The following is a 15204-nucleotide window of genomic DNA, read 5'->3' on the forward strand; positions in this document are numbered from 1 at the left end:
TTTGTAAAATGTAGTCGAATATTCATCCCTTTAAGATATTAGCATGGCAGATACTTTACATTTTTCCACCCATCATTTTCCTTCAATTAATGTTGCTGATACCAAGAGCATTCCTGTGGTGATGATTCATGGTTGGGGATTAAATTCAGCTATTTGGCAACCACTTATCACTCAGTTAACTAAAGACCTTCAAAGAGGTTTTCATATTATTACCGTTGATTTGCCTGGGTTTGGTGACAATGTAGATAATAGTATTTCTCCTTACTCAATCGCTAATATTGTTAAACAATTAGATAAGGTTATTGAACAGCCGGCGATATATTTAGGCTGGTCATTAGGGGGCCTTGTTGCAACTGAAATGGCATTAACTTATTCAGAGAAGGTCTTAGGTTTAATTACTGTTGCCAGCTCACCGCGTTTTCTAGAGCAAAGTTCTGATCATACGCCATTAATCGACGTTGACTGGCCTGGCATTAAAGGAAATGTTCTAAAATCATTCCATCAACAATTACAGGTGGATACTAAAAAAACGATCAGTGGCTTTTTAAAAATTCAAGCTATGGGCAGCCCACATATTCGCAATGATATTAAAGCCATTAGTGAGTTAGTGCTCAAACAAGCCATGCCGAGTAAAGCAACGCTTGATGAGTCATTAGCATTATTAGAAAGTAGTGATTACAGAGAGAAACTTACTGAAATTAAACAACCATTTCTGCGTTTGTATGGCAGTAATGACAGTTTAGTGCCAAAAAGTGTTATAACACCCGTTGCCAATTTAGCAAAACAAAGTGAGCAGCACATCTTTGAGCATGCTTCTCATGCGCCGTTTATTTCACATCTAAATGAATTCAGTGAGATTTTATCTCGTTGGTTAAAAACACAGTTCACAGCATGATAGTTTTCAAGCGTAAAGTAATGCCAAAAAGTCATTTGGGCAAATAATGAAAACGATTATATATGTAATGCTTGCCCTTATTGCTTTTGCCGGTAATTCAGTTTTATGTAGGCTGGCTTTAGGAGAGGAAGTGATAGATGCAGCCAGTTTTACTAGCATCCGATTATTCTCTGGCATCATTGTATTGTTTTTGATTTTAACCTTAGTACAGAAAGACCGAAGCACTACAGCAAAGGGAAGCTGGCAAGCGGCTTTTTTTCTCTTTATCTATGCGATAACATTTTCGTATGCATACATCTCTTTAGAAACAGGTATTGGCGCACTAATTTTATTTAGTTCAGTGCAAATCTCTATGATTATTATCGGTATTTACACCGGTAATAAGCTTCGTTATATTGAATGGATAGGGATGGCACTAGCGTTTTCAGGCTTTGTTTATCTGATTTTACCCAGTCTAACAACACCGTCTCTATCAGGGTTTATTTTAATGGCTATTTCAGGTGTGGCGTGGGGGTTTTACACACTAGCAGGTAAGGGCAGTAATAATCCATTAAGCGATACTGCATACAACTTTGTACGTACCTTGCCTTTAGTGATTATTTTAATGGCGCTAACGATTCAATACGCTGAGCTTTCTCAACAGGGAATTTGGCTAGCGATATTATCTGGTGGAGTAACTTCAGGTGTGGGCTATGCTATTTGGTATGCTGCACTGAAGGACATTTCATCAACTCAAGCAGCGGTAGTACAATTGTTGGTACCTGTTATTGCCACGCTTGGTGGGGTAATTTTTGCTAATGAAGTTATCTCCATGCGCTTGGTTATTGCATCAATGATAATTCTAACCGGTATCTTAGCGGTTATTATGGGGAAGTATTTCGGCAAAGCCGTATCAACAACCCTAAAATGATCGCTATTATGGCGATCAAATTGATGCTCAACTAAGTTTTTGTAGGTCTTTATTAGTGACATTCTAACCGTATTATCTATATATACCTGTTAACTTTCTGTATTTTATTTACTTTTTAAATTGTCTTTATACCTAGGGCTGTTGACCTTTCGAGATTGTTTTTGCAGCGAATTGTTGGGTATTTATACAAGGAAGAGCCTTTGTCGTGTGGTTGTTCAGGATAATTGCTCCTGCATTATCTAATAAGTCACATCCATGTGACGTCACATAAAAAGGCGATAACGCCGTAAAAATTCCCAACAAGCGCTGTCTGAAGGATTCGGATAAAAGCGCTTTACTCATTGTTGAGTAGTATTTGCTTAGAATAACTAGGCTAAAAACTACTCGCCGCGATTAAAGCGCTTTTATCTCGAACAAAATTTAACCGCGAAAAATCAACAGCCCTTAGTAAAAACGTGAGCTAAGGTTTACTTCTTTGTATTTTTGGTTAATAATTAGACAAGGTGAATGACGTAAATTGAGGTAGCTCTGATGGAAATACAATCAGCATTTAACAGTGGTGTACAAGGCTTTCAAAACGCCACACAAGAAGCTAATGAAGCAGCAGCGAATATTGTTGCTAATACTACTGTGGCAGATGAAGAAGCTAGCCTCGAATCTTCAAGTACTGAAACTGCGGTTAGTACCGAAACTGATATTCCAGATTTAAACCAATCCATCGTTGATTTAAAAGTGGCGGAGTTCCAAGCTAAAGCTTCAGCTCAGGTAATACAGAGCGCTGATGATAGTCTAGGCACTTTACTAGACGTTACGGCTTAAACAACTCTTCGTCGTACCATGAATATTATCCCGCAAGCGCCTAATCTATCAATTCCTACTGTGCTGAATCCGCACACCGAAACCTTGCGTCGTGAAAATAGCCAACGAGAAATTATTACCCAACCCGCGGCATTGAGTCAGTCAGCGGCAGAAAAAGGGGTTGCTTCTGATAAAGAGCGTGGCAGAACACCCGCTCAAAATAGTGAAAATATTGATTTTGCTAGTTTGAAAGAAAAAGCAGAATTAGCAAATAACGTTATTTCAGAACAAGAGAAAGATCCAAATAGTGAACAAGAAAATCAACAAAGCCGTCAGGATAGCGACGAACACGAAGAACAAGAAAACCCGATAGCAGCAAATCAAGACGAAAATGACAGCGAAAATAGTACCGAAGAATTTCAACACGCACGTGAGATAAGTGAATTACGACGTACAGATCAAGCAGTACGGTCTCATGAATTAGCGCATGCTTCTGTGGGCGGAGCCTTTACCGGCTCACCTAATTACTCTTTTGAAACGGGCCCTGATGGTAAAAAATATGCCATTGAAGGAGAAGTTTCTGTTGATATGTCTACTGTTGAAGGGGATCCACGGGCAACCATTGCTAAAATGCAAAAAATCCACGCTGCCGCTTTAGCGCCAGCCAATCCGTCGGTACAAGATACACGTGTTGCCGCCAGTGCTGCACAAATCATTCTCCAGGCACAATCAGAATTATTAGTGATGCAAGGTAATGAGTTTGCAAGAGAAAAATCAGAAAACTCGGCGTATCTAAACCCTAATAGTACGCTAGAACAAGAGCGACAAGCCGCAGGTGAAAGCACAAGCGATGAGCTAGATTTTGATACACTAGTGAATCAAACGCTTGAAGCTCAAGAGAAAATTTCTCCCAGTCGTTCTGAAGAAGTTATACAGCGGGCAGGAAGAATTGAGAGTTTTTATAGCGATATTACACAGGCCTATGAGAAGCCCGCCAGCTATCAATTTGAATTAACAGCTTAGCTATAATTCTCATGACACGGAAATAAAAAAGCCTGCAATTTAGCAGGCTTTTTTGTGCGTTTAATAACAGCCGTGATTAAATACCGTAATCTTGACGGTATTGGTTAATGCTAGCTAAACTCGAGGTTAACTCGGCCTTTTCACCTTGCTCGTTAGCGAGTTTTTCTTCAAGGTAAGTCACCACGTCTTTTAAGGTAACAATTGATATCACCTTAGTGGCAAAATCACGTTCTACTTCTTGAATAGCTGATAATTCACCTTGACCTTTTTCTTGACGATCAAGTGCAATTAACACCCCAGAAAGTTCAGCATTATGCGCTTTAATGATTTCCATTGACTCGCGAATTGCCGTACCAGCGGTAATAACATCATCAACTAACATCACTTTACCATTAAGCTCTGCGCCAACTAAACTACCACCTTCGCCGTGAGTTTTAGCTTCTTTACGGTTAAAGCAATAAGGAACATCAAGCTGGTGTTGATCAAATAATGCAACCGTAGTGGTGGTCGCAATTGGAATACCTTTGTATGCTGGGCCAAACACCAAATCAAACTCAATGTTAGCATCAACTAATGCTGCCGCATAAAATCGGCCTAAACGAGCTAAATCACCACCGGTTTTAAATAATCCGGCATTGAAGAAATAAGGGCTAGTGCGTCCTGATTTTAAGGTAAATTCGCCAAAACGAAGAACTTGCTTCGATAAAGAAAATTCAATAAATTCACGTTGATAATCTTTCATTTTTCTCTCCAAGCTTTGTGCTGAATTAGCTTAATGCCGCTTTTTGATGATCGAATAGCTCATTAATAGCATCTTTGGATAGTTGCATCATAGCTTGCATTTCTTCAAAGCTGAAAGGTTCTTCTTCAGCTGTACCTTGAACTTCGATTAACTTACCTGTATCTGTCATAACAACATTCATATCAGTTTCTGCGTTTGAATCTTCAGCGTAATCTAAATCTGCTACAGGCTCGCCTTTGTATACGCCAACAGAAATTGCTGCAATCATATGTTTAAGCGGGTTAGTTTTGATGATCTCTTTGGCACGCATATAATTAAGTGCATCAACTAAAGCAACACAAGCTCCAGTGATAGAAGCGGTACGTGTACCACCATCGGCTTGAATAACATCGCAATCTACTGAAATAGTATTCTCACCTAGGGCTTTTAAATCAACAGCGGCACGCAAAGCACGGGCAATTAATCGTGAAATTTCTAACGTACGGCCACTTTGCTTGCCAGCAGCAGCTTCACGTCGCATACGGGTATGGGTCGAACGAGGTAACATGCCATACTCAGCAGTAACCCAACCTTTACCTTGGCCTTTTAAAAATCGTGGTACACCCTCTTCAACCGAGGCAGTACAAATTACTTTAGTGTCACCAAATTCAATTAATACTGAACCTTCAGCGTGCGCTGTAAATTGACGAGTGATGGTTACCGGACGAATTTGTCCTAATGTTCTGCCGCTTGGACGCATGGTGTATTCCTGCTTAAGTAAGGTCTAATAAAATAATTGTGGCTATTATAATGCTTAAGCACTTTTTTTGAAATATAGTTAAGACAATAAAGGTCATCTTGTCGGTAAGATAAAATTTATCAGAAGTAATAGTAATAGTATTAGTGAGTAACGCATGAAGTTAGTTTTAACCATTTTTGTTAGTCTTTGGATTTTTACGATTAACAAAGTATCTGCAAGCGCAGAAAACATCACAGCAATAGATAATTTACCAGCCTACAGCAAAGTCTATGATGATCAGCGAGATCCCTTTAAAGATGCTAATGCTGCCTTGGCATTAGCGAAAAAAACCAATCGTAATGTATTAATTGAGATTGGCGGAAACTGGTGTACATGGTGTCATAAAATGGATGCGTTTTTATTAAGCAACCCAGAGGTTTATCAAGCCCTTCACAGTAAATATGTACTGTTAAAAGTTAATGTCAGTGACAGTAATGAGAATGATGCCTTTATGAAGTCGCTGCCACCCGTACTGGGCTATCCTCATATGTATATATCAGCGGCGACGGGAAAAATGTTGCTGTCTAAAGACACGGCTGAACTACAAGATGACAATGGCTATTCAAAAGACTATTGGTTAGCTTTTCTAAATAAATGGCAAAGTAAACCTGTCGCACAGCAATTGTAGGGAATTATCACTTGAACTCATTTTTTGATAAAAACTATCAAACACCCCTTTGGTTTAAAGATAAACAATTGAAAGTAAAATTGTCACGCCGAAGTTTGTTAAAGTCTGCTGCAGGGGCCAGTGCAGTTGCCACCGTGCCTATGGTTTCATGGTCAGCAAGCAAACAAAATACTTTAAATGATTTGGTTAAGACTGATCCCTGGTTAACACTTGATGTCACGTTAAAACATCTATTACCAGAATCTGAAACAGGTCCGAGTGCAATTGATATCAATGCCCTAGCTTATTTATATCAAATCATGACCGTTCAACCTACCGAGCAAAATGAAAAGGAGTTTATTTTAAAGGGCGTGGGTTGGTTAAATGGCTTTGCTAACAGTGAATATAACAAAGCATTTGTGGCGTTAACCTTAGTAGAGAAAGAGAGTTTGTTACGAAAAATCAGTCATTCTCGCGCTGGTGGTAACTGGCTAAATACTTTACTTGGTTATATTTTTGAAGCGATGTTAACGCCTCCTGCTTACGGTGGTAATCCTAATGGTATAGGTTGGCAGTGGTTAGAGCATAAAGCCGGTTTTCCATTACCTAAAGTGGGTCAACGTTATTTTGAATTACCAACTAGAGCACAGGTCGGTGAAAAAATTGCTTTTCGTCAACTTGACGATGAAAAGCTAACTATCAAGAAAAGTAATAAAGCATGAATAAAATAAAAGAGCCTGAGTTTGATGTTTGTATAGTTGGTAGTGGTGCAGGGGCTTCACCGGTTGCCTATACCTTAGCCAAAGCTGGCGCGAAAGTTTTAGTATTAGAAAAAGGCCCATGGTTAACTGAGCAAGATTTTTACAAAGATGAATTAGCCATAAGTGTTCACGACGCCTATAACCCTAAATTAGATAACGAACAGCATGTAATCGAAGAAGAGTATGAAGACGAGAGTGGCAATAGTTTCTGGCAAGGAGAGAAAACTAGCGACTCTGGATGGAGCTGGTGGAATGGCACTGTAGTTGGAGGCTCATCGAATTTTATGAGTGGTTATTTCCATCGATTAAAGCCAGTAGACTTTCGATTGAAAACCGAGTTTGGTGCAATTGATGGCGCTAATATTGCTGACTGGCCAATTAGCTATGATGAGTTAGAGCCGTATTATGCACAAGTTGAGCGAGAAGTTGGTGTCTCAGGGCGAGTAGTTGAGCATCCGCATCAAGAGCCGAGATCTAGCAATTTCCCTTATCCACCTATTGCAGAAGTTCCAGTATCTTCATGGATAGATAAGGCAGCAGAAAAAATTGGTTATCATGCTATTCCTGTTCCCAGAGCGGTGTTATCAACACCGGCAATGGGGCGACGAAGCTGTGAATATTCAGGTTACTGTAGCAGTTATGGTTGTTCTTCTGGCGCTAAAGGCAGCGGTAGAGCAGCTTTATTAAATCATGCTGTTGCTAGCGGAAATTGTACCATCAGACCCAATTCTAAAGTGTATAAAATTGCTACAGATGAACAAGGCGACATTACCGGGGTTCACTATTACAACAGTCAAGGTAAGCCGAAAAGTGTCAGTGCCAAAATTTATGTGGTGGCTTGCCAAGCAGTAGAAACGTCACGCTTGTTATTGGCATCCAAGGGAGCGAAGTTTCCTAATGGTTTGGCAAATAATAATGGTCAAGTTGGCAGAAACCTACTCTTTAGTGGTGGCGGTACCGGTAGCGGAGACTTTATTTTCGATGACTTAAATGAAAAACAAGTAAATGAATTAAAGCAAGTGGGACCATTTGTAAATAGAGCACTTCAAGACTGGTATAAAATTGATGATGAAGCTTTTACGGGCACCAATAAAAACGGTAAAGCGAAAGGCGGAACAATCGATTTTCTATTCCACCAAAACCCAATTGCCAGAGCGCGTGGTACACAGTGGGGAACTGATGAACAAGGAGATGATGAATTACTTTGGGGTGAAGCATTAAAGCAAAGTATGAAGAAGGAATTTACTTCGTATAAGACATTACGCTTTGAAGTATTTAATGACTGGCTGCCTACTGATGATTGTTTTGTTAGTTTAGATGAAGAAGTGACTGATCAATGGGGAGACCCTGTTGCTAAAGTCCGCATTGGCTATCATGAACACGATTTAGAAGTAGGAGCATATCTTGCTGAAAAAGCAGAAAAATTATTAGTGGCTATAGGCGCGAAAAATATTTCTTCATCGGTTAGTGGCTACCCTGCGACTAATTTAATGGCGGGTGGTTGCCGATTTGGTGATGATCCTAAAAGCTCAGTATTAAATAAAAACTGCCAAGCGCATGAAGTAGACAACTTATATGTAACAGATGGCTCGTTTATGCCTACCGGCGGCAGCGTTCCTTATACTTTCACCATTTATGCTAATGCATTTAGAGTGGCTGAACAGATAAAGTCACGTTGGCAAAAGAGCTTAACCTAAACAATATCAGAGGTAGAAATTCGTCAATTGTGATACTTCTGTGAAGAATTATGCCAATTAACGAAGCATAATAGCAATATACGGATTACAAACAACATCGGGATTATTATGAATACGCGATTATTAGCCTATGGGTTAGTCACATTATTTATTTCAGGCTGCGGTGGTGGCTCTAACGATTCAGCACAAACAGAAATTGAGACTTCTCTACCTGCAGTTTCAACGCCTGAGCCAACCGTTTATACCGGTGTATTTCTTGATTCTGCCGTTGAAAATCTGAACTACTCAACTGAGAGTAGTTCAGGTAGCACCAATGAATTAGGTGAGTTTAGTTATCAACTAGATGAAAAAATTACCTTTTCTATTGGTAATATTGAATTCCCTCAGGTGGATGTTGCCGCAATTGTTACCCCATTAACACTCTTTGATACTCAAGATGTTAATGATACTTCAGTAGTTAATATGCTGCGCTTACTACAAAGTTTAGATCTTGATGGTGATGCGAGTAATGGCATTGAAATTTCTGATGCAGCGCATGAATTAGCTTCATCTTTAGAAGTCGACTTTTCTGAAGCTGAGTTTGATGAACAAGTGGCCATGCTCATTGAAATAAGTGGCGCGTTAAATCAACAATTGATCAGCGCAGATGATGCTGTTTACCATTTCCAACAGACATTACAAAATCAAGATATCGCCAGTTGTGATAAAACACATAGTAAAGTTGGTCAAAGTGGTTTTTTTAGTACCATAGCCCATAATGTTGCCGGTAAAGCGACAATAATAGATGATTGTACCATTGAAATTACCCAGTTTGATTATGATGGTGGTGGCCCTGATGTTTCATTTTATGCCGCTAGAGATCATCAATATGCAAGTGCTGATGCATTTGCAATTAGCCAGAAAATCAATGGTCAGTCTTATGAAAATGCGACCTTTATTTTAAAATTACCAAGCAACAAAAGCTTAGATGATCTAACCGGTTTAAGCGTATGGTGCGTTGATTTTGACGCGAACTTTGGCCAATTAGAATTTTCACATTAACGATATGCTATTTTGTTCGAAAAAGTAACAATGAGTAAAGTCTGTATTGCCAACTTCGCATTTACAGCCTGCTTGGGTATAATCAAAATAATTTTATAGATTAGCTATTTTGGAAGACTCATTATGATCCACAGCATGACAGCATTTTCTCGGTACGAAGTAAAAGGTGATTGGGGTAATGCAGTTTGGGAAATTCGCAGTGTAAATCAACGCTTTTTAGAAACTTACTTTCGTTTACCTGAACAGTTTCGAAGTATTGAGCCGGTATTACGCGAGCGCTTTCGTAAGCAACTTAATCGCGGAAAAGTTGAATGTCATTTACGCTTCAATGCCAGCGCTAATGCTAAAAATGAAGTAACTATCAATGAAAAATTAGCTTTGCAATTGATACAGCATGCTAATTGGGTAAATGAACAAACATTAAATAGCCAAGTTAATCCTTTAGAGGTGATGCGCTGGCCAGGAGTGATGGAAGCGGCAGAAGAAGATATGTCGGTTATCCAAGCACAATTACTCGCTGGTTTTGACACCGCTTTAAAAGACTTTATTAATGCTCGTGCAAGTGAAGGTGAAAACCTAAAAGTCATGATTGAGCAGCGCTTAGACGCAATCAGTGCTGAAGCCAATAAAGTAGAAGCTTTTATGCCAGAAGTGATTGAATGGCAACGTAAGCGTATTGTCGATAAGTTTGCCGATGCTAGCATTGATTTAGACTCAACCCGTGTAGAGCAAGAGTTAGTGTTGTTAGCGCAAAAAATGGATGTGGCGGAAGAGCTTGACCGACTTAATAGTCACGTAAGCGAAACTCAAAAAATTCTGAAAAAAGGTGGAGCTCAGGGGCGCCGTTTAGACTTTATGATGCAAGAGTTTAATCGTGAAGCGAATACGCTAGGCTCAAAGTCTATTAATACAGATGTTACTGCTAGTGCAGTAGAGTTAAAAGTTTTAATAGAGCAGATGCGTGAGCAGATCGCGAATATTGAATAAGTTTACCTGAATAAAATTAGTGACAGCCATAGTTAAGAGAAATCTTAACTATGGCTTTTTTATTGCTCATATTGTTAGTAATTAAATAGTTTTAAACGTATACCAACATAGTTGCTACTGCTTTTTTGGCTCGAGAGTAAGTTGTTCAGTTTGTATCACTTTTTGACTTAACCATGTATAAGCTGTCTCGTGCCCAGTTAATTAAAATTTACTTTAAGGTGCAGTAAGAGCCAGTGTTCATAAGCGACTTCTCTGAGACCAGCCTCCATCTACAGTAAGTATTTGTCCAGTTGTCCATTTATTTTCTGCATCAGCAAACTCTAGTATCCATGGAATAATGTCATCAGTCACTCCTCGTCGTCCAAGTGGTACTTGGCTAGCCTCCATCTCTTCAATAGATTTTGCCATCTCAGCATCTAATCCCATCATACCTGTTAGAGCACCTGTTTTAACTGGCCCTGGAGCAACTCCATTGACCCTAATATCATGTTGCGCGAGCTCAATAGCCCATGAGCGGGTAAGATATTCCAATGCTATTTTAGTTGCACCATAGTGAGCAATAGCAGGGCCTGCATTATTTGATACGGCAGTACATATGTTGACAACTGTCCCTTTACTTTCTTTTAAGAAAGGTAGAGCGGAACTCAATAATAATGAAGGACTAACAATGTTTGCTGAACACATGCCTTCAATAAAGTCAGCATTGTAGTGTTCAATCGGCTGTAAGCCACCTGCACCTGCGTTATTTATTAATGTATCAATTCGACCAAAAGCTTCTACCGTATGGGATACAATTTTTTCAGAACTACTTGGATCACTACTATCAGCAACCAAGTATTCTATATTGCTGTTTAGAGAACTTACCCTTTCTAGCGTTTCTTTTGTGCGGCCAGTTATCATTATTTTGGCCCCCATTTCAGCTAATTTAAGTGCAGTTGCTTTACCAATGCCTGAACTTCCACCGGTTATTATTACAGCTTTATTTTGCCAACTTTCTTGATGATAATATTTCATTTTCAGTACCTTTTATTTATTGATGATATTTTTTAGGATCATAGTAAATCTGGAAAAGCTCTACTTTTGATTCCTTTTGTTCTTTGATAGCTATGCCATCTAATTCCTTACGAATGCTATTGCTTGTATTAGTTTGTCCCTCGGCTTTTAATAATTCATTAAAATCTAACCACACTTCATAGATTAAAAAGTGGTTTGGCTCGTTGAGTGATTGATGAGCATTTGCAAATATTTTTTTGTTATTTTTATCTGTTTTTTGAATGTAATCTTTCAATAACTGATAAGCTTTTTCATGGTTACTTAACGGTATGTGAACACTGGTAATTAAAGAGTAAGCATTATGTGGAGCGGTGTTTATTGGATGCTCACCCGATGAACATAAGATACGGGTAAACTCAGGGCTAATAGGTCCATTCCTAATTGGATCTAACCATCTATAGAATGCATTTCTGTATGTTCTTTTAAGCTGTACGTTAAAGAACTCATCATAATCCAACCATTCTTCATACAACAGGTGGTGGTTCGGTAGGACTAAGGATTTTGATGCCGAAAGAACCGAACAAGTGTCCTCTTCAATAGCTATATCGACAATTTTTTTATAAGCCCCTTTTATATTCTCCTGCTCTCCATCTTTCACAAAACAATGAGCAAAGACCCCAAGTCTATTGTTCTTCATTTCGTCTCTAGCGACGTAATCAAGCCAGTCATCTGGAATAGGCATAACCTTCATCTATATTTACCTTATTTATTTTGTAATGATCGTTATTTAATCATAAAAAAAATAAGGCATCAATAATTTTTGTAATGATTGTTACAAAAAATGCTTGGTAGTATAATTGTGAATGATTATTGATAAGTTCTTTGAAAAAAAAGAGCTATCTCTATTAAATAGAGTCGATGATAAATCTACTCTTAATTTGTAATGGTTGGTATGTAAGTTATGAGAAAAAAAGCAGGTAGACCTCGAGTATTCGATGAGAAAAATGCTCTGGAGGCTGCTATGTATGTGTTTTGGCGAAAAGGCTATGATGGCGCATCAATGAAAAACTTAACTGATGCGATGGGAATTAACAGTCCAAGCCTCTATGCCGTATTCGGTAACAAGCATCAGCTCTATTTAGAGGCGATTAAGCACTATACAGAAAGTGAAGAGTGCTCTCCGATGATGGCATTTGAGACTGAGCCAGACATCGAAATTGCTATAGCTGCATTTTTCAAAGCTATTATTGAATATAGTACTAACAATAAGAGTGGCTCGAAAGGATGTTTCTTGGGCTCTTGTGTTGCAACAAGTGTTGAACATGTTGATGGCTCGGAAGAGTTGCTTCAAAATGTTATTAAGGACATTGATGCTAGATTTGTGAGAAGGTTTGAGTTAGAGAAAGCAAGAGGCACCTTACCGGAAGACTTTCCTTCACTTGAGCGAGCACAGCTTATATTTGATATTAGACAAGGAATAGTTTTTAGAGCACGTGCTGGAGCTTGTCTTGAGACTATTGAGACAAGTATAGAGTCAAGAGTTAAAATGGTATTATCAGGCTATTAAAGTGGTTAGTATGGTAAATATTGATTGAATAAAAATAGCTCACAGTATTTTGATATCTTTCGCTTTTAATAGAGCTCTTAGCTAATACAAAAATAACATTTTATTCCTCAAACAGAATGTTAGAGTATACAACCTCATGACTTTGACTAATTGGTGATTGGGCTATAAATCCAACTTTGATTGCTTTGGTCGTCACTATGCTAAATGATCTTAAGTATGACCATTGCTCTCCATCTTTTGAATAAAGAAAAGTAAATGTATTGTTTTTTCTCGTTATTTTGAGGTGAATTTCATTATTTTCAATTGAATAGTGGTAAGCATCATCACCTGTTGAACGAGTTATTGTGGAGGCAATTCCATTATTTCCATTTTTGAATCTTTCAAATAGCAGCTTCCCCCAATTATCTGTGTCAACGTAAAAAAATAAAGCACCACCGTCATAAGGATTAGTAAAGTTTGCAGTCACTTTTGCCGAGAAAATAAAGTCAGATTGTGGCTCAAAAAATACCCTAGGAGCATCATCACTTGAATGTGAACCATCAGAGTTAGTGTATAAATCCGTTCCATTTTTCGCAAGAATAGTGATTTTTTCCTCATTAATAGTGATTTTCGAGTCATATCCCTTAGTTATCAGATCATAAGGAATTTCTAAGTGCTCATTATTTTTTATAATGTCCTTAGAATTAACTGCCAAACTAAGAAAAAACAATCCTGACATTAAAATTATACTTATGGTTTTCATTATATTAAATCCTATTGTGTACTTAAAATTGCCTGAGACCTAAAACAGACTATCTAGAGGCAAATAATAATTGCTTAAAACAAGCGGCGAAAGAACAAAAGCTAACTATTACATTTGCCCTTTTTTAATTTGTTAGGTATTTTTTTCGTAGCTAGATATTATGGTTGTGCTACCTACAGAGCCTACAAAGTACATTTCTTTGATTACTAAGTAATTTGAATCCGAGAAAAAACTTTCCATTTTATTTTTACTAGCAAAATTAAGAGTAAAAACTCGATTAATATCAGTATTACTTTCTGAAATAAGAACATCTGAGACTATAAAATCATAACCAAAATGTCCTTTATAATTAGAAAGAATTGGCTTCATGGCAGCACGATACTCATCATACCTAAAGTTATCTAGTACATTTAAACCAACTAATATTTCATACGACATTCCTCTAGTACCTCAATATATCTATAATCAAAAGTTTAAGTGTTAATGAAAGCTTCATTTTAGTTTTAGCAGCTCTCCTTTATGGAATGCCAAATAACTTACATAAATAGGGTACAGGTTTTATTAAACGATAACCTAAATAGCTAACTGTAGTGGTCAACAATACAGTTAACAATAACTGAAGCTCAGGAGGAATAGTGAAAGGCAAAACTAACCTACATACGGTATACATCACAATCATATGTAAAATATACATTGGATACACCGCTGGACTAAGATGTTTTAGCCAAGTCATATCTTTATTGAGATAGCGATGCGCAAGGCCTAATGCAGCTAATAACCAAAGGCTCGCTTCAGTACTTACAAGAAACATTGGTGCGTTGTTTTCCCAAACGTACATTCGCTGAATAAATAAAGCAAATGCGATAACTAAATGCCAATATGAACTTGTTTTTAGATATTTCCAACTTTCTGATTTGGCTAAGAAAAATCCATAACAAAAGCAAATTCCACCAACTACAAACCCATGCAGGCTGACTGCAAATCCAGAATATTCAATAATGGCAACAAATACCGTTTCAAGTCCAAGTAATAACGGCAAGCTATAAGTCATTATCAAAACATTTTTAATTTCCATATTTCGAAGAGCATACAATGGAAATATGCCGACGAGCACATAAAAGAATATATTAAACAAAAACCAAAGGTGGCCTGGAGTAAAAAACCACACATACTCTTGTTCAGTTCCTGCTACTAAAAGCCAATAATGAATAGGCACGATCAGTAAAGATCCAAAAGTGGCTGGTAATAAAATACGAGCGAAACGGTCAGACAATAGTTGTCTCCTATTTCTGCGTTTCATAACAAATGCAAATCCGACTCCAGACACAACAAATAATAATGGAATACGCCAAATATTTAGAGCTTGCATTAACAGCCATAAATTTTCCAAATAAGAGCTACTTTGTGGAAAAGACAACAACGCAGCAGCCCAAGGTTGAAAAACAATAGCGCTGTGGTAAAACATAAGTAAAAAAATCGCGATAACACGCAGTGCATCAATATCGTAACGCCTTTGCATAATATTAAGAGCCATAAAGGTTTAAAAGAGTGATGCTATAACAGCGAGTTAAAATTAAAATATTTCAAGTTCTCAAATGAATGTTGATTACTAATAAAGTTTGCAGTCAAAGACAACCAATATTGCTTTTTTAGATATGTTGTA

General features: G+C 37.9%; 17 protein-coding genes and 1 pseudogene. 10 read left to right on the plus strand and 8 right to left on the minus strand.

Features of this window, described 5'->3' with window-relative positions:
- The first annotated feature begins 43 nt into the window (after positions 1-43).
- Both bioH and AC27IF_RS12490 read left to right on the plus strand, forming a co-directional pair.
- On the plus strand, positions 44-895 hold the full coding sequence (gene bioH / locus AC27IF_RS12485; RefSeq protein ID WP_487054667.1) for a pimeloyl-ACP methyl ester esterase BioH: 852 nt from the start codon (positions 44-46) through the stop codon (positions 893-895).
- Between the two features lie 46 nt (positions 896-941).
- Entirely contained in the window at positions 942-1805 is an 864-nt protein-coding gene (locus tag AC27IF_RS12490; RefSeq protein ID WP_487054668.1) for a DMT family transporter, read from the plus strand.
- 115 nt (positions 1806-1920) lie between these two features.
- Here the strand turns inward: AC27IF_RS12490 and AC27IF_RS12495 are convergent.
- Positions 1921-2147 (minus strand): annotated as a pseudogene (locus AC27IF_RS12495) (hypothetical protein).
- Positions 2148-2336: 189 nt separating this feature from the next.
- On the opposite strand from AC27IF_RS12495, the gene AC27IF_RS12500 reads away from it, so the two are divergent.
- The gene (locus AC27IF_RS12500) at positions 2337-2624 is read left to right on the plus strand and encodes a hypothetical protein (protein WP_487054669.1); all 288 of its coding nucleotides are present in this window, start codon (positions 2337-2339) and stop codon (positions 2622-2624) included.
- Between the two features lie 18 nt (positions 2625-2642).
- Entirely contained in the window at positions 2643-3626 is a 984-nt protein-coding gene (locus AC27IF_RS12505) for a putative metalloprotease CJM1_0395 family protein (RefSeq protein WP_487054670.1), read from the plus strand.
- A 76-nt stretch (positions 3627-3702) separates the two neighbouring features.
- Here AC27IF_RS12505 and pyrE read toward each other — a convergent pair whose 3' ends face one another.
- Together pyrE and rph are read right to left on the minus strand one after the other, a co-directional pair.
- Positions 3703-4368: an orotate phosphoribosyltransferase gene (pyrE, locus tag AC27IF_RS12510; protein WP_487054671.1), complete on the minus strand. Its 666-nt coding sequence runs from the start codon at positions 4366-4368 to the stop codon at positions 3703-3705.
- Between the two features lie 25 nt (positions 4369-4393).
- Positions 4394-5107: a ribonuclease PH gene (gene rph, locus AC27IF_RS12515; RefSeq protein ID WP_487054672.1), complete on the minus strand. Its 714-nt coding sequence runs from the start codon at positions 5105-5107 to the stop codon at positions 4394-4396.
- A gap of 154 nt (positions 5108-5261) precedes the next feature.
- Here rph and AC27IF_RS12520 point away from each other — a divergent pair, with 154 nt between their 5' ends.
- The 5 genes from AC27IF_RS12520 to AC27IF_RS12540 all read left to right on the plus strand — a co-directional run bounded on the left by AC27IF_RS12520 (position 5262) and on the right by AC27IF_RS12540 (position 10239).
- Complete coding sequence (locus tag AC27IF_RS12520) at positions 5262-5774, plus strand: thioredoxin family protein (protein WP_487054673.1); 513 nt, start codon at positions 5262-5264, stop codon at positions 5772-5774.
- Positions 5775-5785: 11 nt separating this feature from the next.
- Positions 5786-6475 carry a gluconate 2-dehydrogenase subunit 3 family protein gene (locus tag AC27IF_RS12525; protein WP_487054674.1) on the plus strand — a complete coding sequence of 230 codons (690 nt, stop codon included), beginning with the start codon at positions 5786-5788 and terminating at the stop codon, positions 6473-6475.
- Entirely contained in the window at positions 6472-8211 is a 1740-nt protein-coding gene (locus AC27IF_RS12530) for a GMC family oxidoreductase (RefSeq protein ID WP_487054675.1), read from the plus strand. Before AC27IF_RS12525 ends, AC27IF_RS12530 begins: the two co-directional genes overlap by 4 nt.
- Positions 8212-8319: 108 nt before the next feature.
- Positions 8320-9252 (plus strand): DM13 domain-containing protein, encoded by a 933-nt coding sequence (locus tag AC27IF_RS12535; protein ID WP_487054676.1) that lies wholly within the window; start codon positions 8320-8322, stop codon positions 9250-9252.
- A 123-nt stretch (positions 9253-9375) separates the two neighbouring features.
- Entirely contained in the window at positions 9376-10239 is an 864-nt protein-coding gene (locus AC27IF_RS12540) for a YicC/YloC family endoribonuclease (RefSeq protein WP_487054677.1), read from the plus strand.
- Positions 10240-10476: 237 nt separating this feature from the next.
- On the opposite strand, the gene AC27IF_RS12545 is transcribed toward AC27IF_RS12540, so the two are convergent.
- Positions 10477-11253 carry an SDR family NAD(P)-dependent oxidoreductase gene (locus AC27IF_RS12545; RefSeq protein WP_487054678.1) on the minus strand — a complete coding sequence of 259 codons (777 nt, stop codon included), beginning with the start codon at positions 11251-11253 and terminating at the stop codon, positions 10477-10479.
- A 16-nt stretch (positions 11254-11269) separates the two neighbouring features.
- On the minus strand, positions 11270-11974 hold the full coding sequence (locus AC27IF_RS12550) for a hypothetical protein (RefSeq protein ID WP_487054679.1): 705 nt from the start codon (positions 11972-11974) through the stop codon (positions 11270-11272).
- Positions 11975-12193: 219 nt separating this feature from the next.
- Here AC27IF_RS12550 and AC27IF_RS12555 point away from each other — a divergent pair, with 219 nt between their 5' ends.
- Entirely contained in the window at positions 12194-12799 is a 606-nt protein-coding gene (locus AC27IF_RS12555) for a TetR/AcrR family transcriptional regulator (protein WP_487054680.1), read from the plus strand.
- Positions 12800-12899: 100 nt separating this feature from the next.
- On the opposite strand, the gene AC27IF_RS12560 is transcribed toward AC27IF_RS12555, so the two are convergent.
- The 3 genes from AC27IF_RS12560 to AC27IF_RS12570 form a co-directional block, all read right to left on the minus strand.
- Complete coding sequence (locus AC27IF_RS12560) at positions 12900-13541, minus strand: DUF1349 domain-containing protein (RefSeq protein ID WP_487054681.1); 642 nt, start codon at positions 13539-13541, stop codon at positions 12900-12902.
- 132 nt (positions 13542-13673) lie between these two features.
- Positions 13674-13979 carry a DUF1330 domain-containing protein gene (locus tag AC27IF_RS12565; protein WP_487054682.1) on the minus strand — a complete coding sequence of 102 codons (306 nt, stop codon included), beginning with the start codon at positions 13977-13979 and terminating at the stop codon, positions 13674-13676.
- A gap of 79 nt (positions 13980-14058) precedes the next feature.
- Entirely contained in the window at positions 14059-15075 is a 1017-nt protein-coding gene (locus AC27IF_RS12570) for an acyltransferase family protein (protein WP_487054683.1), read from the minus strand.
- Positions 15076-15204 lie beyond the last annotated feature (129 nt).

This window comes from Colwellia sp. KS18-150, assembly GCF_057551365.1.

What these genes read in the sequence shown, in the direction of transcription:
- pyrE (WP_487054671.1), bottom strand. Translation starts at nt 4,368, where the DNA reads ATGAAAGATTATCAACGTGAATTTATTGAATTTTCTTTATCGAAGCAA.
- AC27IF_RS12570 (WP_487054683.1), bottom strand. Translation starts at nt 15,075, where the DNA reads ATGGCTCTTAATATTATGCAAAGGCGTTACGATATTGATGCACTGCGT.
- AC27IF_RS12530 (WP_487054675.1), top strand. Translation starts at nt 6,472, where the DNA reads ATGAATAAAATAAAAGAGCCTGAGTTTGATGTTTGTATAGTTGGTAGT.
- AC27IF_RS12560 (WP_487054681.1), bottom strand. Translation starts at nt 13,541, where the DNA reads ATGAAAACCATAAGTATAATTTTAATGTCAGGATTGTTTTTTCTTAGT.
- AC27IF_RS12555 (WP_487054680.1), top strand. Translation starts at nt 12,194, where the DNA reads ATGAGAAAAAAAGCAGGTAGACCTCGAGTATTCGATGAGAAAAATGCT.
- AC27IF_RS12535 (WP_487054676.1), top strand. Translation starts at nt 8,320, where the DNA reads ATGAATACGCGATTATTAGCCTATGGGTTAGTCACATTATTTATTTCA.
- AC27IF_RS12540 (WP_487054677.1), top strand. Translation starts at nt 9,376, where the DNA reads ATGATCCACAGCATGACAGCATTTTCTCGGTACGAAGTAAAAGGTGAT.
- AC27IF_RS12565 (WP_487054682.1), bottom strand. Translation starts at nt 13,979, where the DNA reads ATGTCGTATGAAATATTAGTTGGTTTAAATGTACTAGATAACTTTAGG.
- AC27IF_RS12550 (WP_487054679.1), bottom strand. Translation starts at nt 11,974, where the DNA reads ATGCCTATTCCAGATGACTGGCTTGATTACGTCGCTAGAGACGAAATG.
- rph (WP_487054672.1), bottom strand. Translation starts at nt 5,107, where the DNA reads ATGCGTCCAAGCGGCAGAACATTAGGACAAATTCGTCCGGTAACCATC.
- AC27IF_RS12520 (WP_487054673.1), top strand. Translation starts at nt 5,262, where the DNA reads ATGAAGTTAGTTTTAACCATTTTTGTTAGTCTTTGGATTTTTACGATT.
- AC27IF_RS12490 (WP_487054668.1), top strand. Translation starts at nt 942, where the DNA reads ATGAAAACGATTATATATGTAATGCTTGCCCTTATTGCTTTTGCCGGT.
- AC27IF_RS12500 (WP_487054669.1), top strand. Translation starts at nt 2,337, where the DNA reads ATGGAAATACAATCAGCATTTAACAGTGGTGTACAAGGCTTTCAAAAC.
- bioH (WP_487054667.1), top strand. Translation starts at nt 44, where the DNA reads ATGGCAGATACTTTACATTTTTCCACCCATCATTTTCCTTCAATTAAT.
- AC27IF_RS12505 (WP_487054670.1), top strand. Translation starts at nt 2,643, where the DNA reads ATGAATATTATCCCGCAAGCGCCTAATCTATCAATTCCTACTGTGCTG.
- AC27IF_RS12545 (WP_487054678.1), bottom strand. Translation starts at nt 11,253, where the DNA reads ATGAAATATTATCATCAAGAAAGTTGGCAAAATAAAGCTGTAATAATA.